30 protein-coding genes are annotated in these 16,466 nt (G+C 40.1%); 29 read left to right on the top strand and 1 reads right to left on the bottom strand.

All coding sequences use genetic code 11. The features are described from left to right. Positions 1–663 (bottom strand): prepilin peptidase (locus FD17_RS07175; protein WP_057825069.1); only part of this gene is annotated, 663 nt, incomplete at its 3' end. Positions 664–906: 243 nt separating this feature from the next. Between FD17_RS07175 and rpsL the strand changes: the two genes are divergently transcribed. From rpsL to rpsM, 29 genes are all read left to right on the top strand, one after another. Next, positions 907–1,320: a 30S ribosomal protein S12 gene (rpsL, locus tag FD17_RS07170; protein ID WP_013728508.1), complete on the top strand. Its 414-nt coding sequence runs from the start codon at positions 907–909 to the stop codon at positions 1,318–1,320. A gap of 56 nt (positions 1,321–1,376) precedes the next feature. Further along, positions 1,377–1,847, top strand: coding sequence for a 30S ribosomal protein S7 (gene rpsG, locus FD17_RS07165; RefSeq protein ID WP_057825067.1), 471 nt, complete (start codon positions 1,377–1,379; stop codon positions 1,845–1,847). An 80-nt stretch (positions 1,848–1,927) separates the two neighbouring features. After that, on the top strand, positions 1,928–4,030 hold the full coding sequence (fusA, locus tag FD17_RS07160) for an elongation factor G (protein ID WP_057825065.1): 2,103 nt from the start codon (positions 1,928–1,930) through the stop codon (positions 4,028–4,030). A 373-nt stretch (positions 4,031–4,403) separates the two neighbouring features. Next, positions 4,404–4,712, top strand: coding sequence for a 30S ribosomal protein S10 (gene rpsJ / locus FD17_RS07155; protein ID WP_013728505.1), 309 nt, complete (start codon positions 4,404–4,406; stop codon positions 4,710–4,712). A gap of 27 nt (positions 4,713–4,739) precedes the next feature. Continuing rightward, positions 4,740–5,375, top strand: coding sequence for a 50S ribosomal protein L3 (gene rplC, locus FD17_RS07150; RefSeq protein WP_057825064.1), 636 nt, complete (start codon positions 4,740–4,742; stop codon positions 5,373–5,375). A 17-nt stretch (positions 5,376–5,392) separates the two neighbouring features. Continuing rightward, the gene (rplD, locus tag FD17_RS07145) at positions 5,393–6,016 is read left to right on the top strand and encodes a 50S ribosomal protein L4 (RefSeq protein ID WP_057825061.1); all 624 of its coding nucleotides are present in this window, start codon (positions 5,393–5,395) and stop codon (positions 6,014–6,016) included. Continuing rightward, complete coding sequence (gene rplW / locus FD17_RS07140) at positions 6,016–6,303, top strand: 50S ribosomal protein L23 (protein WP_057825060.1); 288 nt, start codon at positions 6,016–6,018, stop codon at positions 6,301–6,303. Before rplD ends, rplW begins: the two co-directional genes overlap by 1 nt. Positions 6,304–6,336: 33 nt before the next feature. Beyond that, the gene (gene rplB / locus FD17_RS07135; RefSeq protein WP_057825058.1) at positions 6,337–7,176 is read left to right on the top strand and encodes a 50S ribosomal protein L2; all 840 of its coding nucleotides are present in this window, start codon (positions 6,337–6,339) and stop codon (positions 7,174–7,176) included. 50 nt (positions 7,177–7,226) lie between these two features. Beyond that, positions 7,227–7,502 (top strand): 30S ribosomal protein S19, encoded by a 276-nt coding sequence (rpsS, locus tag FD17_RS07130; protein ID WP_020281108.1) that lies wholly within the window; start codon positions 7,227–7,229, stop codon positions 7,500–7,502. A gap of 18 nt (positions 7,503–7,520) precedes the next feature. Beyond that, positions 7,521–7,877, top strand: coding sequence for a 50S ribosomal protein L22 (rplV, locus tag FD17_RS07125; RefSeq protein WP_013728499.1), 357 nt, complete (start codon positions 7,521–7,523; stop codon positions 7,875–7,877). 3 nt (positions 7,878–7,880) lie between these two features. Beyond that, positions 7,881–8,546: a 30S ribosomal protein S3 gene (gene rpsC, locus FD17_RS07120; protein WP_057825056.1), complete on the top strand. Its 666-nt coding sequence runs from the start codon at positions 7,881–7,883 to the stop codon at positions 8,544–8,546. A gap of 2 nt (positions 8,547–8,548) precedes the next feature. After that, positions 8,549–8,983, top strand: a complete 435-nt coding sequence (gene rplP / locus FD17_RS07115; RefSeq protein WP_057825054.1) for a 50S ribosomal protein L16 — start codon at positions 8,549–8,551, stop codon at positions 8,981–8,983. Continuing rightward, positions 8,973–9,167, top strand: coding sequence for a 50S ribosomal protein L29 (rpmC, locus tag FD17_RS07110; RefSeq protein WP_008855795.1), 195 nt, complete (start codon positions 8,973–8,975; stop codon positions 9,165–9,167). The genes rplP and rpmC overlap by 11 nt, the downstream gene beginning before the upstream one ends. Before the next feature lie 24 nt (positions 9,168–9,191). Next, positions 9,192–9,458: a 30S ribosomal protein S17 gene (gene rpsQ / locus FD17_RS07105; RefSeq protein WP_013728496.1), complete on the top strand. Its 267-nt coding sequence runs from the start codon at positions 9,192–9,194 to the stop codon at positions 9,456–9,458. 58 nt (positions 9,459–9,516) lie between these two features. Then, positions 9,517–9,885 carry a 50S ribosomal protein L14 gene (gene rplN, locus FD17_RS07100; protein WP_013728495.1) on the top strand — a complete coding sequence of 123 codons (369 nt, stop codon included), beginning with the start codon at positions 9,517–9,519 and terminating at the stop codon, positions 9,883–9,885. A 30-nt stretch (positions 9,886–9,915) separates the two neighbouring features. Next, positions 9,916–10,224: a 50S ribosomal protein L24 gene (gene rplX / locus FD17_RS07095; RefSeq protein ID WP_008855792.1), complete on the top strand. Its 309-nt coding sequence runs from the start codon at positions 9,916–9,918 to the stop codon at positions 10,222–10,224. Between the two features lie 28 nt (positions 10,225–10,252). Then, positions 10,253–10,795, top strand: coding sequence for a 50S ribosomal protein L5 (gene rplE / locus FD17_RS07090; protein ID WP_057825051.1), 543 nt, complete (start codon positions 10,253–10,255; stop codon positions 10,793–10,795). A 15-nt stretch (positions 10,796–10,810) separates the two neighbouring features. Then, positions 10,811–10,996: a type Z 30S ribosomal protein S14 gene (locus FD17_RS13065; protein ID WP_003635667.1), complete on the top strand. Its 186-nt coding sequence runs from the start codon at positions 10,811–10,813 to the stop codon at positions 10,994–10,996. 26 nt (positions 10,997–11,022) lie between these two features. Next, on the top strand, positions 11,023–11,421 hold the full coding sequence (gene rpsH, locus FD17_RS07085; protein ID WP_008855790.1) for a 30S ribosomal protein S8: 399 nt from the start codon (positions 11,023–11,025) through the stop codon (positions 11,419–11,421). A 26-nt stretch (positions 11,422–11,447) separates the two neighbouring features. Then, entirely contained in the window at positions 11,448–11,987 is a 540-nt protein-coding gene (gene rplF, locus FD17_RS07080) for a 50S ribosomal protein L6 (RefSeq protein WP_057825050.1), read from the top strand. 28 nt (positions 11,988–12,015) lie between these two features. After that, positions 12,016–12,381: a 50S ribosomal protein L18 gene (gene rplR, locus FD17_RS07075; protein ID WP_057825048.1), complete on the top strand. Its 366-nt coding sequence runs from the start codon at positions 12,016–12,018 to the stop codon at positions 12,379–12,381. A gap of 20 nt (positions 12,382–12,401) precedes the next feature. Beyond that, a complete protein-coding gene (gene rpsE, locus FD17_RS07070) occupies positions 12,402–12,905 on the top strand; it encodes a 30S ribosomal protein S5 (protein WP_013728488.1) in 504 nt (167 codons plus the stop codon). Between the two features lie 14 nt (positions 12,906–12,919). After that, positions 12,920–13,105 carry a 50S ribosomal protein L30 gene (gene rpmD, locus FD17_RS07065; RefSeq protein ID WP_013728487.1) on the top strand — a complete coding sequence of 62 codons (186 nt, stop codon included), beginning with the start codon at positions 12,920–12,922 and terminating at the stop codon, positions 13,103–13,105. Between the two features lie 25 nt (positions 13,106–13,130). Then, positions 13,131–13,565, top strand: coding sequence for a 50S ribosomal protein L15 (gene rplO / locus FD17_RS07060; protein ID WP_057825045.1), 435 nt, complete (start codon positions 13,131–13,133; stop codon positions 13,563–13,565). Continuing rightward, positions 13,565–14,881 (top strand): preprotein translocase subunit SecY, encoded by a 1,317-nt coding sequence (gene secY, locus FD17_RS07055; protein ID WP_057825043.1) that lies wholly within the window; start codon positions 13,565–13,567, stop codon positions 14,879–14,881. Before rplO ends, secY begins: the two co-directional genes overlap by 1 nt. 39 nt (positions 14,882–14,920) lie before the next feature. Next, positions 14,921–15,577 carry an adenylate kinase gene (locus tag FD17_RS07050; RefSeq protein ID WP_057825042.1) on the top strand — a complete coding sequence of 219 codons (657 nt, stop codon included), beginning with the start codon at positions 14,921–14,923 and terminating at the stop codon, positions 15,575–15,577. A gap of 124 nt (positions 15,578–15,701) precedes the next feature. Further along, complete coding sequence (gene infA / locus FD17_RS07045; protein WP_008855782.1) at positions 15,702–15,920, top strand: translation initiation factor IF-1; 219 nt, start codon at positions 15,702–15,704, stop codon at positions 15,918–15,920. A gap of 36 nt (positions 15,921–15,956) precedes the next feature. Continuing rightward, the gene (rpmJ, locus tag FD17_RS07040; RefSeq protein WP_013728483.1) at positions 15,957–16,076 is read left to right on the top strand and encodes a 50S ribosomal protein L36; all 120 of its coding nucleotides are present in this window, start codon (positions 15,957–15,959) and stop codon (positions 16,074–16,076) included. Positions 16,077–16,100: 24 nt separating this feature from the next. Continuing rightward, entirely contained in the window at positions 16,101–16,463 is a 363-nt protein-coding gene (gene rpsM / locus FD17_RS07035; protein WP_057825040.1) for a 30S ribosomal protein S13, read from the top strand. Positions 16,464–16,466: the final 3 nt, after the last annotated feature.

The following is a 16,466-nucleotide window of genomic DNA, read 5'->3' as shown; positions in this document are numbered from 1 at the left end:
TATTACCAACAACAGATATTGTAGAACCATTGTAATGAAGGGGACAAATGGAATTTTAGAATCTTGCGGCCATGGGGCAACAATTAAATAAAATAATGCAGTGACACACGCGATGAATGTCAGCCAAAGTAGAAAGGGAACACTTGAGGACAACCACAGGCAAAAGAAGATGTCGATGTCTCCACTTCCCACCCAGGAAAAATGGTGGTTGGTTATTTGAATCATACTATAGACGAAAATTGCCATACAAATATGTGGGAGCGGGTGAGTGACTGTCACCAGACACAGGAGGAGCAACAAACCAATTCCTTTGAGCGGAATTTGCTGTTCGACAATATCAAACGAGCTGAGCGAAAGTAAAAGCAGCAGTGTGAGCAAAAATGGCCATCTGTCGATTTGAAAATCAATACTTGCAGCTGCCAATCCAGCAGCAAGCTCTACAGTGAAAAAAGTTGCTGGAAATTGTTTATTGCAATAGCGACATCTTCCCTTCAAAATGATGTAGCTGACAATGGGGATCAGATCAAAATTTTCGAGCTGGGTTCCACAGCTGTCACAATGTGAACGCGGTTGAACAATCGATTCACCCCGAGCCCATCTCACGGCGACCAAATTAAAAAACGATGCAATGCTTGCTCCAAATAAAAATTGTATAATGATCATATTGAATTACCTCTGTATTTTATGTACGCATTTTTGTTTTAAATTATTCAAGATGATTCATTGACACAAACAGTTAGTCATGATAAATTAGACAAGGTGCTTTTTGTGACAGATTCCTGAATATTCAGACATGCTGACTGTATATTACAAAAAGTGTTGGGCGGTACACATTTCTTTTTACATAAAAAAGAACCGCCTGGATGTGTGGACTTACATTGAAAATTTGAAAGGAGAACTTTTTAGATGCCTACAATTAACCAATTGGTCCGTAAAGGACGTCATTCTAGAACTTCAAAATCAAAGTCACCAGCTTTAAACTATGCTTACAATAGTTTCAAGAAGAAGCAAGTTACTGTTCCAGCCCCTCAAAAACGAGGTGTTGCAACCCGTGTTGGTACTATGACACCAAAGAAGCCTAACTCTGCTTTACGTAAATATGCCCGTGTTCGTTTGTCTAACTTAATCGAAGTTACTGCTTACATTCCAGGTATTGGTCATAACTTGCAAGAGCATAGTGTTGTTTTGATCCGTGGTGGTCGTGTTAAGGATTTACCTGGTGTTCGTTATCACGTTATTCGTGGTGCTCTTGATACCGCTGGTGTTCAAGACCGTCGTCAAGGTCGTTCAAAATACGGTACAAAGAAGCCTAAAGAATAATCTTACTAATGCAATCTAAATATTTAGTTTTATAGAATCATGAGGAGGATAACGAAATGCCTAGAAAAGGAAATGTTCAAAAGCGGGAAGTACTTCCTGATCCAATTTATAACTCAAAATTGGTAACCCGTTTAATTAACCGTTTGATGTTAGACGGTAAACGTGGAACTGCATCACAAATTTTGTATGGTGCATTTGATGTTATTAAGAAAGAAACAAACAAAGAACCAGTTGAAGTGTTCGAAGAAGCTATGAAGAACGTTATGCCGGTTCTTGAAGTTAAAGCTCGTCGTGTTGGTGGTTCTAACTACCAGGTTCCAATCGAAGTTCGACCAGATCGTCGTACAACATTGGGATTGCGTTGGATCGTTAACTATGCGCGTTCACGTGGTGAACATACGATGACTGAACGTCTTGCACGTGAAATCATGGATGCTGCCAATAACACAGGTGCATCTGTTAAGAAACGTGAAGATACACATAGAATGGCTGAAGCCAACCGTGCATTTGCACATTATCGTTGGTAATCTCAGAATTGTTCTAAACAGCTCAAACTAATAAGTGGCTGATTTGGCCACTTTTTGTACGAATCGGAAGGAGTTACACAATGGCTAACAAACGAGAGTTTCCGCTAGAAAAAACTCGTAATATTGGGATTATGGCCCATATCGATGCTGGTAAGACAACGACTACTGAACGTATCCTGTACTATACTGGTAAGATTCACAAAATTGGTGAAACCCATGATGGTGCTTCACAAATGGACTGGATGCCCCAAGAACAGGAACGTGGTATTACTATTACATCGGCTGCTACGACAGCTCAATGGAAAGACCACCGTATCAACATTATTGATACCCCAGGACACGTGGACTTTACTGTTGAAGTTGAACGTTCACTTCGTGTCTTGGATGGTGCGATTGCTGTCTTGGATGCCCAAGCTGGTGTTGAACCTCAAACTGAAACTGTTTGGCGTCAAGCATCCGACTATGACGTTCCACGTATCGTATTTGTCAACAAGATGGATAAAGTCGGTGCCGACTTTGACTTCTCTGTTGGTTCAATCGAAGACCGTTTGAACGCTAAGCCACTTCCAATCCAAATGCCAATCGGTGCCGAAGATAATTTCGAAGGTGTTATTGACCTTATCGAAATGAAGGCCGACATCTATGATGAAGATAAACTTGGTTCTAACTGGGATACAGTCGATGTTCCAGATAAATACAAAGATGAAGCTAAGAAGCGTCGTGATCAATTAGTTGAAACCTTGGCTGATGTTGATGACGACATTATGAACAAGTACCTTGAAGGTGAAGAAATTCCAATCCCTGAAATCAAGGCTGCTATTCGTAAAGCTACTTTGAACTTGGAACTCTTCCCAGTTTTAGCTGGATCAGCTTTCAAGAACAAGGGTGTTCAGATGTTAATGGATGCTGTTATTGACTACTTACCATCACCACTTGATGTTAAGCCATACAACGCCACTGACCCTGCAACTGGTGACAAGATTGAATTAAAAGCCAATGACGATGCCAGCTTTGCTGCTTTGGCATTTAAGGTTGCTACTGACCCATTCGTTGGACGTTTAACTTACATCCGTGTTTACTCAGGTACTCTTGAATCAGGTTCATATATTTTGAATGCAACTAAAGACAAGCGTGAACGTGTAGGACGTTTGCTTCAAATGCATTCAAATCACCGTCAAGAAATTCCAGAAGTATTCTCAGGTGATATTGCTGCCGCCATTGGTTTGAAGAACACCACTACTGGTGACTCATTAACTGATGTCGATCATCCACTTCATTTGGAATCAATGGAATTCCCTGACCCAGTTATCCAGGTTGCCGTTGAACCTAAGACGAAGGCTGACCAGGATAAGATGAACGTTGCTCTTCAAAAGCTTTCTGAAGAAGATCCAACATTCAAGGCTACAACAAATCCAGAAACCGGTGAAACACTTATTGCCGGAATGGGTGAGTTGCATTTGGATATCATCATTGACCGTATGAAGCGTGAATTCCACGTTGAAGCTACAGTTGGTGCCCCACAAGTTTCATACCGTGAAGCATTCACTAAACCAACCAAGGCTCAAGGTAAATTCATCCGTCAGTCAGGTGGTAAAGGTCAATACGGTGATGTTTGGATTGAATTTACTCCAAACGAAGAAGGAAAAGGTTTCGAATTCGAAGATGCTATTGTTGGTGGTGTTGTTCCTCGTGAATACATTCCAGCCGTAGAACAAGGCTTGAAGGAATCATTAGCTAACGGTGTTCTTGCCGGTTACCCATTGATTGACTTGAAAGCCAAGCTATACGATGGTAGTTATCATGAAGTCGATTCTAGTGAAGCTGCATTTAAGGTAGCTGCATCAATCGCCCTTCGGAATGCTGCTAAGACTGCTGCTCCTGTTATCTTGGAACCAATCATGAAGGTTGATATTAACGTCCCTGAAGAGTACATGGGTGATGTTATGGGCCAAGTTACTGCAAGACGTGGACGTGTTGATGGAATGGAAAGCCGAAGCGGTGCTGAAGTTATTCATTCATTCGTTCCACTTGCCGAAATGTTTGGTTATGCAACTACGCTTCGTTCTGCATCACAAGGTCGTGGTACTTTCACCATGACATTTGATCACTACGAGCCAGTTCCAAAGAGCATTCAAGCTGAAATTATTAAGAAAAACGGTGGGAACCAACCTGCTGAAGATTAATTTCAAAATACAAGATCGGAATTTAATTCCGGTCTTTTTTTATTGTTAAAACTCTGTATTGTTTTAACTTCACCGGTTATAATGTGTTAGTTGAAGTTATTTACGATCAATTGGATATCAAAAAATGTTCAAACAAGTTTTATTAAGTAACAGTAATATTACAAATCGAATTAATTGCTGTTAGCACTTGTTTTATGCGGCTTTTTTTAGTACACTATTTGAGTACTTGTTTTTAGGGATAAGTTTGCCCTAAAGCAATATGTATTAGCTTTGATGTGAAAGGTTGCGACACACCCGGATGCTTTGCCATGGGTTTGGCGGTAATTTTCACGGAGTTAGTCCTATTTTCAAAATAGACGAAGGAGGGAACACAATGGCAAAACAAAAAATTCGTATTCGGTTGAAGGCATACGAGCATCGTATCCTTGACCAATCTGCAGACAAGATTGTTGCAACTGCGCAAAGAACTGGAGCTACTATCTCAGGTCCAATTCCATTGCCTACTGATCGTACAATCTACACTGTTTTAGCATCACCACATAAGTTTAAAGATTCTCGTGAGCAATTCGAAATTTTGACTCACAAGCGATTAATCGATATTTTAAATCCAACGCCAAAGACAGTTGACTCATTAATGAAGCTCGACTTGCCTAGCGGTGTGGACATTGAAATTAAACTATAATAAATACAATATATCGGAGGTGTACTCATGACCAGAAAAGGAATCTTAGGAAAGAAAGTTGGAATGACGCAAGTCTTCACTGAAAACGGCGAATTAGTACCAGTTACTGTCGTTGAAGTGACACCTAATGTCATTATGCAAATCAAGACCGTTGAAAATGATGGTTACGATTCAGTTCAATTAGGTTATGCAGACAAACGTACTGTGCTTACTAATAAGCCAGAACAAGGTCATGCAAAGAAAGCAAATACTACTCCTAAGCGCTTCATTAAAGAAATCAAAGATGTTGAGCTGGGAGATTATAAAGTATCTGATGAAGTTAAGGCAGATATCTTTAAACCAGGAGACATCGTTGATGTAACTGGAACCACAAAAGGTCATGGATACCAAGGTAACATTCATAAAGACGGCCAATCACGTGGACCAGAAACTCATGGTTCTCGTTATCACCGTCGTCCAGGTTCACTTGGTGTCATCATTAACCGAGTTGTTCCCGGCATGAAACTCCCTGGACGAATGGGTAACAAGACTGTTACCATTCAAAACTTAGAGATCGTTAATGCTGATACTGACAATAACGTTCTTTTGATTAAGGGTAATGTACCTGGTGCAAATAAATCATATATCACAATTAGAAGTGCCGTTCACGGCTCAAACAAGTAGAAGGGAGGCAACCATAGATGACTGACGTAGCATTATATAAACAAGACGGAAGTAAGAATGGTACCGTTGCATTAAACGATGGTATCTTCGGTATTGAACCAAACAATAACGTTGTGTTCGATGCAATTGTTATGCAACGTGCTTCTTTACGTCAAGGAACACATTCTGTTAAAAACCGTTCAGCAGTTCGCGGCGGTGGAAAGAAGCCTTGGCGTCAAAAAGGTACTGGTAGAGCTCGACAAGGTTCTATCCGTTCACCACAATGGCGTGGCGGTGGAATTGTCTTCGGACCTACTCCACGTTCATATTCATACCGTTTGCCTAAGAAGGTTTCACGTTTGGCATTGAAGTCAGTGTTATCAGAAAAAGTTTCAGACGACAAATTGGTTGTTGTTGATACTTTGAAGTTCGATACACCTAAGACTAAAGAATTTGCTGAATTATTAGACAAATTAGATGTTTCAACTAAGACATTAGTAGTTTTGGAAGACGACAACGAAAAAGCAGTTTTATCTGCTCGTAATTTGGAAAACGTTAAAGTTGTTTCCGCACAAGGAATTAACACTTTAGACGTTGCCGATCACGATAAAGTTGTCATTACGAAAGCTGCTCTTTCTCAAGTAGAGGAGGTGCTCGCATAATGGAATCACGCGATATTATTTTACGCCCAGTTATTACTGAAGAAACAACTAGTAAGATGGACGACAAGACATACACATTCGATGTTGATTTACGAGCAACTAAGACCCAAGTTAAAAAGGCTATCGAAGACATCTTTGATGTTAAGGTTGTCAGAGTAAACATTATGAATGTTAGAGGCAAGTTAAAGCGCCAAGGCCGTTACACTGGTTATACCAAGAAACGTCGTAAGGCAATTGTTACCTTGACTCAAGATTCAAAAGAAATTGAGTTATTCAACGAAGAATAATTAAAGAAATCTCTAAAATAGGAGGAAAACGTTTTGGCCATTAAAACATATAAGCCAACCAGTAATGGTAGACGTAATATGACAAGCTTAGACTACAGTGCAATTACTAAACGTAAGCCTGAAAAGTCTTTACTTGAATCAAAAAGCAAAACAGCCGGTCGTAATAACTACGGTCATATGACTGTTCGTCACCGTGGTGGTGGTAACAAGAATCAATATCGTATTATTGATTTCAAACGAACTAAAGATGACGTCATGGCAACTGTTAAAGCAATCGAATATGATCCTAACCGGACTGCAAACATTGCCTTGATCGTTTATACTGACGGAATCAAATCATACATCATTGCACCTAAGGGATTAAAAGTGGGCGACAAAGTCGAATCTGGTGTTGAAGCTGATATCAAGCCAGGTAATACATTGCCATTATCAAACATTCCTGTTGGTACAATTATTCACAACATCGAGCTCAAGCCTGGTAAGGGTGGTCAGTTGGTTCGCTCAGCTGGTGCTTCTGCACAGTTGCTTGGTCGTGATGGCAAGTATTCACTTGTTAGACTTGCATCTGGTGAAGTTCGTTTAATTCTTAGTACTAACCGTGCAACAGTTGGTTCAGTAAGTAATGAAGAACATGAACTTATCAATGTTGGTAAAGCTGGTCGGACACGTTATAAGGGCCAACGTCCTCATGTACGTGGATCTGTAATGAACCCTAACGATCACCCTCATGGTGGTGGTGAAGGTAAAGCACCAGTTGGTCTTCCATCACCATTATCACCATGGGGTAAGAAGACAGTTGGTAAGAAGACTCGTTCTAAGAAGTCACGTTCGAACAAGTTTATTGTTCGTCGTCGTAAAGGTTCAAAGATGTAAAAGAACGCATTTATTAATAATTTTAATATCTGTGCAGAGGAGGTTGCATAATGAGTCGTAGTTTGAAAAAAGGACCATTCGCCGATGAGTACTTGCTCAAAAAGGTAGATGCTCAAAAAGGCCAAGACAAAAAAGCTGTTATTAAGACTTGGTCACGCCGATCAACGATTTTCCCAAGCTTCATTGGATATACATTTGCTGTTTATGATGGACGGAAACACGTCCCAGTATATGTCCAAGAAGACATGGTTGGTCATAAGCTCGGAGAATTCGTACCTACTCGTACATTCCATGGTCATGGAACTGACGATAAGAAGACTGTTTAATAACAAGGAGGATAACTAATGGCTGAACAAGTTACATCAGCAAAAGCAACTGCCAAAACTGTTCGCATTGCCGCACGTAAGGTCCGTCTTGTAGTTGATCTTATCAAAGGTAAGAGTGTTGCTGAAGCAGCCGCAATCTTGGATTTTACACCCCGCGGTGCTTCTCCGGTAGTTTCAAAAGTTCTTAAATCTGCAGTTGCTAATGCAGAAAATAATTTTGATTTAGATAGTGAAAATTTATTTGTAAGTGAAGCATTTGTAAACGAAGGCCCAACTCTTAAGAGATTCCGCCCTCGTGCAAAAGGTTCTGCTTCACCAATCAACAAGCGTACAAGTCACATTACAATTGTTGTATCTGAAAAAGAGGAGGGATAACGCGTGGGTAATAAGATAAATCCTAATGGTTTACGAGTTGGAATCATCCGCGACTGGGAAGCTAAGTGGTATGCAGGTAAAGATTACGCAGCTTACTTAAAGGAAGATTTACAAATCCGTAAATTTATAGAGAAGCGTCTTGCTAATGCGTCTGTTTCTACTGTTGAAATTGAACGTGCAGCAAACCGCGTTAATGTTTCAATTCACACTGCTAAGCCAGGAATGGTAATTGGTAAGGGTGGATCTGAGGTTGAAAATCTTCGTAAAGAACTTAACGGCCTCACAGGTAAGAGAGTTCACATCAACATCATCGAAATCAAGAAACCAGATTTGGATGCCAAATTGGTTGGTGAAAACATCGCTCGTCAATTGGAAGGCCGTGTTGCTTTCCGTCGTGCAATGCGTCAATCAATGCAACGAACAATGCGTTCGGGTGCTAAAGGTATCAAGACCCAGGTTGCTGGTCGTCTTAACGGTGCTGATATGGCTCGTGTTGAATCATACTCAGATGGAACTGTTCCTTTGCATACTTTAAGAGCAGATATTGACTACTCATGGGTTGAAGCTTTTACTACCTATGGATCAATTGGTGTAAAAACTTGGATCTATCGTGGTGAAGTTCTCCCTGAAAAGCCAAAGGACAGCAAAGCTGCTAAAGGAGGGAAATAAACATGTTAGTACCTAAACGTGTAAAGCATCGTCGTGAACATCGTGGCAAGCTCCGTGGAACTGCCAAGGGTGGAAAGACGGTTACTTTCGGTGATTACGGTTTACAAGCACTTGATTCACATTGGATCACAAACCGTCAAATCGAAGCATGCCGTGTGGCGATGACTCGTCATATGAAGCGTGGAGGAAAAGTTTGGATTAAGATTTTCCCTCATAAATCATATACTGAAAAAGGTGTCGGAGTTCGAATGGGTAATGGTAAAGGTACACCAGCTGGCTGGGTTTCACCAGTTAAGCGTGGCAAAGTATTGTTCGAAATTGGTGGAGTTGACAAAGCAACTGCCCATGAAGCATTACGCCTTGCATCAAACAAACTTCCTGTTCGTACTAAGATCATAGAACGTGAGGAAGTAGGTGGCGAATCAAATGAAGGCTAAAGATATCAGTAAGTTAACCACTGCTCAAATGATTGATAAAGAAAAAGATTACAAAGATGAATTGTTCAATCTTCGTTTCCAATTAGCCACTGGCCAGTTGGAGAACACTGCACGCTTGAAGCAAGTTCGAAAGAACATTGCGCGCATTAAGACTGCACTTCGTCAACAAGAACTTAACAAATAGAATACGATAAGGGAGGTATAATTAATGGCTGAAGAACGTAACCAGCGTAAGGTTTATCAAGGACGCGTTGTTTCTGACAAGAGTGATAAGACAATTACTGTTGAAGTTTCAACTTACAAGAAACATGCAACATATGGTAAGCGTGTTAGATACTCGAAGAAATTTACTGCTCATGATGAAAATAACGAAGCTAAAACCGGTGATCTTGTTCAAATCATGGAAACTCGACCATTGTCAAAGACAAAGCGTTTCCGTTTAATCAAGATTGTTGAAAAAGCAGTTATTATTTAACTTTACTTAATTATCATTATTATCGTATTCGATCCAATGATGAAGGGAGGATATACCTGTGATTCAACAAGAAAGTCGATTAAAAGTTGCCGACAACTCAGGTGCAAGAGAATTGTTAACTATTAAGGTTTTAGGTGGCTCAACCAGAAGGTATGCCGGAATCGGTGATACTATTGTTGCTACGGTTAAACAAGCAACACCAGGTGGCGTTGTCAAAAAGGGTGACGTTGTTAAAGCTGTTGTAGTCCGTACCAAGGCTGTTACTCGTCGTAACGATGGTTCATACATTCGTTTTGATGAAAATGCTGCAGTTCTTATCCGTGATGACAAGAGTCCACAAGGCACTCGTATCTTTGGCCCAGTTGCCCGCGAATTACGTGATAGCAACTTCATGAAGATTGTTTCATTAGCCCCAGAAGTATTGTAATCACAACCAGGATATAAGGAGGTGCCGTAGATGTTCATTAAGACTGGTGACAAAGTCCGTGTTATTAGTGGTAAGGACAAAGGTAAGGAAGGGACAGTTACTAAAACTATCGCTTCAAAGGATCGTGTGATTGTTGAAGGTATCAACAAAGTAAAGAAGCATACAAAAGCTTCTTCTACCAACCCACAAGGTGGAATTGTTGATGCAGAAGCACCAATCCATGTATCAAATGTTATGCTAATTGATCCATCAACCAACGAACCAACTCGTATTGGTATTAAAGTTGAAGATGGTAAAAAAGTTCGTTACTCAAAGAAATCGCAAAAAGCGATCGATTAATCACTAACGAAAGGAGGATACCTTTTAAATGTCAAGTCGTTTACGAGAAAAATTCAATAGCGAAATTACTCCACATATGATGGATAAGTTCAGCTACAAATCAGTTATGCAAGCTCCTAAGATCGATAAAATCGTTCTCAACATGGGAGTTGGTGACGCCGTTACAAACGCAAAGAACCTCGATGAAGCAGTTTCTGAATTAGCTTTGATTTCAGGCCAAAAGCCATTGGTTACTAAAGCCAAGAAATCAATTGCTGGATTTAGATTGCGTGAGGGTATGTCAATTGGTGCCAAGGTTACACTTCGTGGTGAAAGAATGTATGATTTCTTAGATAAGTTAATCAATGTTTCATTACCACGTGTTCGTGATTTCCATGGTGTAAGTACTAGAGCCTTTGATGGTCGTGGTAACTACACTTTGGGTGTCCGTGAACAATTGATTTTCCCTGAAATTAATTATGATAACGTTAACCGTGTTAGAGGTTTGGATATCGTAATTGTAACTACAGCAAATACCGATGAAGAGTCACATGAATTGTTGGCCCAGTTCGGTATGCCATTTGCTAGATAAAGAGGAGGTTTCACATTGGCTAAAAAATCATTAATTGTAAAAAGTGAACGCCCTGCTAAGTTCTCAACACAGAATTACACTCGTTGCGAACGTTGCGGACGACCTCGTTCTGTATACAAGAAATTCCATTTATGCCGTTTATGCATCCGTGAACTTGCCCACAAAGGTCAAATTCCTGGCATGAAGAAAGCTAGTTGGTAATATATTAAAAAGGAGGTTGTGCGCTGATGTCTATGACTGATCCAATTGCAGACTTTTTAACTCGCATTCGTAATGCAAACATGGTTTACCATGAAACAGTTGAAGTTCCTGCATCAAAAATCAAACGCGACATTGCTGAAATTCTCAAACGTGAGGGTTTTGTTCGCGATGTTGAATATATCGAAGATGACAAGCAAGGCGTTATCCGTGTCTTCTTGAAGTATGGCAAGGATAAGCAACGCGTCATTACTGGTCTTAAGAGAATTTCTAAGCCAGGTTTGCGTTCATATGTAAAAGCAGATGCAGTTCCCAAGGTTTTAAATGGTCTTGGAATTGCAATCATTTCCACATCAAATGGTGTGATTACAGATAAGCAAGCACGCGCCCAAAAAATCGGCGGCGAAGTGTTAGCTTACGTATGGTAAAATTCATTAAATTGGAGGTGTAATTGATGAGTCGAATTGGTTATAAAACCATCGAACTACCAAAAGGTGTCGAGGTAAAAGCAGATGGTAACACAGTAACTGTTAAGGGTGCCAAAGGATCTTTGACCCGTGAAATTTCATCACAAATTAAGATGACAATCAAGGGTAATGAAGTAAACTTTGAGCCCATTGGCGATTACAACGATAAAGTTCGTGCATTGCATGGTACAACTCGTGCCAACGTCAGCAACATGGTTGACGGTGTGACTAACGGTTTCAAGAAGACACTTAAGCTTGTTGGTGTTGGTTATCGTGCACAACTTAAAGGTAAGAACCTGACGTTAAACGTTGGATATTCAAACCCTGTTGAAATGACTGTACCAGAGAATCTTACTGTTGAAGTTCCTGATAACACTACTATTCATATTAGCGGTATCAGCAAACAAGCAGTTGGAGACTTTGCTGCATCAGTTCGTTCAGTACGTTCACCAGAACCATATAAAGGTAAAGGTATTCGTTATGAGAATGAACATATTATTCGTAAGGAAGGTAAGACTGGTAAGTAATAACCTATCAGCCTAATAAAATTTTGAGGTGACTATTTTGATTTCTAAACCAGATAAAAATAAGAATCGGAAACGCCGTCATAATCGTGTCCGTAATAAAATTTCTGGTACTGCCGAGCGCCCACGCTTGAATGTATATCGTTCTAATAAAAACATCTACGCTCAAATTATTGATGACGTAGAGGGTGTAACGCTTGTTAGTGCCTCAACACTTGATTCTGCAATCAGTAGTGGTGACAAGACTGAACAAGCAGCTGGTGTTGGTAAATTAGTAGCTCAACGTGCTAGTGAAAAGAACATCAAAGATGTTGTTTTTGATCGTGGTGGATATCTCTATCATGGTCGTGTTCAAGCTCTTGCAGATGCTGCTCGTGAGAATGGACTAGAATTCTAATAAAGGAGGAATAACCGCACATGAAGAAATTTATTGATCCAGATAAGTTAGAGCTTGAAGACAACGTTGTATCAATCAACCGGATCACTAAAGTTGTAAAAGGTGGACGTCGTCTTCGTTTTGCTGCTTTGGTAGTTGTTGGAGACAAGCACGGACATGTAGGTTTTGGAACTGGTAAAGCTCAAGAAGTTCCAGAAGCTATCCGTAAAGCAGTTGAAGCAGCTCGTAAAAACTTAATTGAGGTTCCGATTGTTGGTACAACGATTCCTCATGAAGTTCTTGGAACATTTGGTGGTGGCCGAATTTTATTGAAGCCTGCTGAAGAAGGTTCTGGAGTAGCAGCCGGTGGTGCCGTTCGTTCCGTTATGGAATTAGCTGGTATCGATGATGTTACTAGTAAACGACTGGGTTCCAATACTCCTATCAACGTCATCCGAGCAACTTTCAAGGGCTTGGTTGAGTTGAAGAGTGCTGAAGAAATTTCAGCTTTACGTGGGGTTTCAACCCAACATTTAGCTGAATAAGGAGGGTGTTTTAGATGGCTCAATTAAAAATTACTTTAAAACGTAGCGTAACTCACCGCCTTCCAAAGCAACGTAAAATTGTGAAGGCACTTGGATTGGGTCGAGTTAATAGTACCGTTGTTAAACCAGACAACGAATCTATTCGCGGAGCTTTATTCCAAATTGCTCACTTAATCGAAGTTGAACAAGTTAAAGACTAATAATTAGTAAGGAGGTGCCAATTTCATGAAATTAAATGAATTGAAGGCTGCTGAAGGTTCTCGTTCATTACGTACTCGTAAAGGTCGCGGTCGTTCTGCCGGAAAAGGTAAAACAGCTGGTCGTGGTCAAAAAGGTCAAAAGGCTCGTAGCAAGACCCGTGTAGGTTTCGAAGGTGGCCAAATGCCATTGTATCGTCGAATTCCTAAACGCGGTTTCAACAATATCAACCGTAAAGAATATGCAGTTGTAAATGTTGTTAAACTTGAAACTTTTGACAACGGTACGGAAGTGACTCCAGAATTACTTCAACAATCAGGAATTGTTAAAAATGCCAAATCCGGCATCAAAATTCTTGGTGAAGGTAAACTCACTAAAAAGTTGACCGTTAAAGCTAACAAGTTTTCAAAAGCTGCACAATCCGTAATTGAAAATGCGGGCGGTAAAATCGAGGTGGTTTAATGCTTTCGACTTTAGCAAAGGCATTTAAAGTTAAAGATATTCGTAACAAAATGCTCTTTACTTTGTTTGTGTTAGTTATATTCCGATTGGGAGCATACATAACTGTTCCCGGGATCAATGCCAAAGCATTAACCTCTGTTGCATCTTCAGGATTGGTTAGTATTTTAAACACCTTTAGCGGTGGTGGACTTACCAACTATTCGATCTTTGCAATGGGTGTTTCTCCATACATTACTGCACAAATTATTATCCAATTACTTCAGATGGATATTGTTCCCAAGTACGTCGAATGGGGTAAACAAGGAGAGGTTGGACGTCGTAAGCTCAATCAGCATACAAGATACTTGACGGTTGTGCTGGCTTTCTTCCAATCCGTTGGAATTACAGCTGGATTTAACCAATTGAGCAGTCTGAATCTTGTTCAAAATCCAAGTATTAAAACTTTTGTTATTATCGGTTTAATTCTGACCGGTGGGACAATGTTGACTACTTGGATGGGTGATATGATTACTGAACGTGGGCTAGGAAATGGAATCTCAATGATCATCTTTGCGGGTATCATTGCTAGAATCCCAGTTGGCCTTCAATCTTTGTGGACTCAATACTTCGTTGGTGTTACTGGTGCCGACTTGTGGCAACCAATTCTATTTGCGATTGCGTTGTTGATTATCGTCCTTGTAATTGTTACTTTCGTTACCTGGGTCCAACAGGCTGAACGAAGAGTTCCAATTCAATACACAAGAAGAGTTTCTGGCTCACCTGACAGTAGTTATCTGCCCCTAAAGGTTAACGTTGCCGGTGTTATTCCAGTTATCTTCGCAAGTTCATTCATTGCGACTCCTCAAACAATATTGATGGCTTTTACTAACAATTATTCGACTGCAACTTGGTTCCAAGTTTTGAATAATCTATTCAATATGCAGACGCCAACTGGAGCAGCTTTTTACACAATTTTGATTATCATGTTTACCTTCTTTTATGCTTTTGTTCAGGTTAATCCGGAGAAGCTTTCCGAAAACCTGCAAAAGCAAGGTAGTTACATTCCTGGCGTTTGGCCAGGACACGAGACACAGTCTTATGTTTCAGATCTTTTGATGAAGTTAAGTACCGTTGGTGCTTTGTTCTTAGGGGTTGTTGCATTAATTCCTTTAATTGCACAAAACTTATGGAATCTTGATGAATCAATTGGTTTGGGTGGAACTAGTTTACTGATCGTTGTTGGTGTTGCAATTGAAACAATTCGTCAGATTCGTGGATTGATGATGAAACGTGAATACGTTGGCTTCATTCATGACACGCGTCCAACCGATGAATAGTTTCAATTAATTCCAATATTGATGAGGAGGAAAATAGAAATGTCATTAAATCTAATTTTGATGGGATTACCTGGTGCAGGAAAAGGTACGCAAGCACAATTTATTGTGGATAAATACCATGTGCCTCACATTTCGACTGGTGACATGTTCAGAGACGCGATTTCAAATAGCACACCACTTGGTGTAAAAGCTAAAGAATTCACGGATAAGGGCAATCTTGTTCCTGACGAAGTAACTAATGGAATTGTGAAAGAAAGATTAGCTCAAGATGATACAAAGCCTGGTTTTTTGTTGGATGGATATCCAAGAACGTTGGAACAGGCCGATGCTTTATCACAGATGACTAAAGATTTGAATAAACCTCTTACTGCAGTCATCAACATTGATGTTGATCCTAAGCTGCTAACGGAGCGATTATCCGGTCGGTTCATTTGTAAGAATTGTGGTGCTACTTATCATAAGCTTTATCACATGCCTAAAGTTCCTGGAACTTGTGACGTTTGTGGTGGACATGAGTTTTATCAACGTGAGGATGACAAACCCGAAGCTGTTAAAAATCGTCTTAAGGTTAATGTTAAGATGAACACACCATTGATTGCTTACTATAAGGACCGTGATCTTTTGTTCAACGTTGATGGAAGCAAAGACATTGACGAAGTTTGGAAAAAAGTCGATCAAATCTTAAGTACACTCTAAGCCTGAATAATTAAGTGTTGAGTCGGTTAGATTGATGAAATATAATGAATGTGTTAAACTATCAAAGGTTTGTCAAGATTAATTTAATGAATTCAATCTAATTTAACATTGGAGGTGTAACTGAGTGGCTAAAGATAATGTTATTGAAGTTGAAGGAAAAGTTGTAGAAACATTGCCCAATGCAATGTTTCGTGTTGAATTGGAAAATGGACATGAGATACTAGCCCATGTTTCCGGAAAAATTCGTATGCATTACATTCGAATTCTCCCTGGAGATAAGGTGACTGTTGAAATGTCTCCTTACGATCTAAGTAAGGGACGTATTACTTATCGATTTAAGTAGTCCTTTTTCGTCATTTCTTTTCGAGGAGGGTTAAAAATGAAAGTACGACCATCAGTACGAAAAATGTGTGAACATTGCAAGATTATCAAACGAAAAGGCCGAGTAATGGTTATTTGCTCAGCAAACCCAAAGCACAAACAGCGCCAAGGTAAATAAACATAAACAGGAGGTGTATGCTCAATGGCTCGTATTGCCGGAATTGATTTACCCCGTGACAAGCGAATTGTTATCGGTTTAACTTACATTTTTGGTATTGGTAACACAACTGCTCAAAAAGTTTTAGCGCAAGCTGGAGTTTCTGAGGATGTTCGTGTACGTGATTTAACACCAGACCAAGAAGATAAGATCCGTGAAGTTGTCGGCGATCTTAAAATCGAAGGTGACTTACGTCGTGAAGTAAGCATGAACATTAAACGACTTCAAGAAATTGGATCATATCGTGGAATGCGTCATCGTCGTGGACTGCCAGTTCGTGGTCAACATACCAAGAACAATGCCCGCACTCGTAAAGGTAGCAAAGTTGCTGCTGGTAGAAGAAAATAATTA

It is taken from the genome of Lentilactobacillus sunkii DSM 19904 (assembly GCF_001435575.1).
In the GTDB taxonomy this organism is placed as follows: domain Bacteria; phylum Bacillota; class Bacilli; order Lactobacillales; family Lactobacillaceae; genus Lentilactobacillus; species Lentilactobacillus sunkii.
The sequence above is the reverse complement of the archived record's forward strand: the minus strand, read 5'-3'. Positions and strand labels throughout refer to the sequence as shown.

Coding starts and splice junctions, on each gene's coding strand:
- rplX (WP_008855792.1), top strand. CDS start 9,916: ATGTTCATTAAGACTGGTGACAAAGTCCGTGTTATTAGTGGTAAGGAC.
- rplV (WP_013728499.1), top strand. CDS start 7,521: ATGGCTGAACAAGTTACATCAGCAAAAGCAACTGCCAAAACTGTTCGC.
- rpsG (WP_057825067.1), top strand. CDS start 1,377: ATGCCTAGAAAAGGAAATGTTCAAAAGCGGGAAGTACTTCCTGATCCA.
- rplC (WP_057825064.1), top strand. CDS start 4,740: ATGACCAGAAAAGGAATCTTAGGAAAGAAAGTTGGAATGACGCAAGTC.
- rpsM (WP_057825040.1), top strand. CDS start 16,101: ATGGCTCGTATTGCCGGAATTGATTTACCCCGTGACAAGCGAATTGTT.
- rplO (WP_057825045.1), top strand. CDS start 13,131: ATGAAATTAAATGAATTGAAGGCTGCTGAAGGTTCTCGTTCATTACGT.
- rplD (WP_057825061.1), top strand. CDS start 5,393: ATGACTGACGTAGCATTATATAAACAAGACGGAAGTAAGAATGGTACC.
- rpsH (WP_008855790.1), top strand. CDS start 11,023: ATGTCTATGACTGATCCAATTGCAGACTTTTTAACTCGCATTCGTAAT.
- secY (WP_057825043.1), top strand. CDS start 13,565: ATGCTTTCGACTTTAGCAAAGGCATTTAAAGTTAAAGATATTCGTAAC.
- rpmC (WP_008855795.1), top strand. CDS start 8,973: ATGAAGGCTAAAGATATCAGTAAGTTAACCACTGCTCAAATGATTGAT.
- rpsE (WP_013728488.1), top strand. CDS start 12,402: ATGAAGAAATTTATTGATCCAGATAAGTTAGAGCTTGAAGACAACGTT.
- rplW (WP_057825060.1), top strand. CDS start 6,016: ATGGAATCACGCGATATTATTTTACGCCCAGTTATTACTGAAGAAACA.
- rplE (WP_057825051.1), top strand. CDS start 10,253: ATGTCAAGTCGTTTACGAGAAAAATTCAATAGCGAAATTACTCCACAT.
- rpsQ (WP_013728496.1), top strand. CDS start 9,192: ATGGCTGAAGAACGTAACCAGCGTAAGGTTTATCAAGGACGCGTTGTT.
- fusA (WP_057825065.1), top strand. CDS start 1,928: ATGGCTAACAAACGAGAGTTTCCGCTAGAAAAAACTCGTAATATTGGG.
- rplF (WP_057825050.1), top strand. CDS start 11,448: ATGAGTCGAATTGGTTATAAAACCATCGAACTACCAAAAGGTGTCGAG.
- rplP (WP_057825054.1), top strand. CDS start 8,549: ATGTTAGTACCTAAACGTGTAAAGCATCGTCGTGAACATCGTGGCAAG.
- rpmD (WP_013728487.1), top strand. CDS start 12,920: ATGGCTCAATTAAAAATTACTTTAAAACGTAGCGTAACTCACCGCCTT.
- rpsL (WP_013728508.1), top strand. CDS start 907: ATGCCTACAATTAACCAATTGGTCCGTAAAGGACGTCATTCTAGAACT.
- rpmJ (WP_013728483.1), top strand. CDS start 15,957: ATGAAAGTACGACCATCAGTACGAAAAATGTGTGAACATTGCAAGATT.
- rpsJ (WP_013728505.1), top strand. CDS start 4,404: ATGGCAAAACAAAAAATTCGTATTCGGTTGAAGGCATACGAGCATCGT.
- rpsS (WP_020281108.1), top strand. CDS start 7,227: ATGAGTCGTAGTTTGAAAAAAGGACCATTCGCCGATGAGTACTTGCTC.
- FD17_RS07050 (WP_057825042.1), top strand. CDS start 14,921: ATGTCATTAAATCTAATTTTGATGGGATTACCTGGTGCAGGAAAAGGT.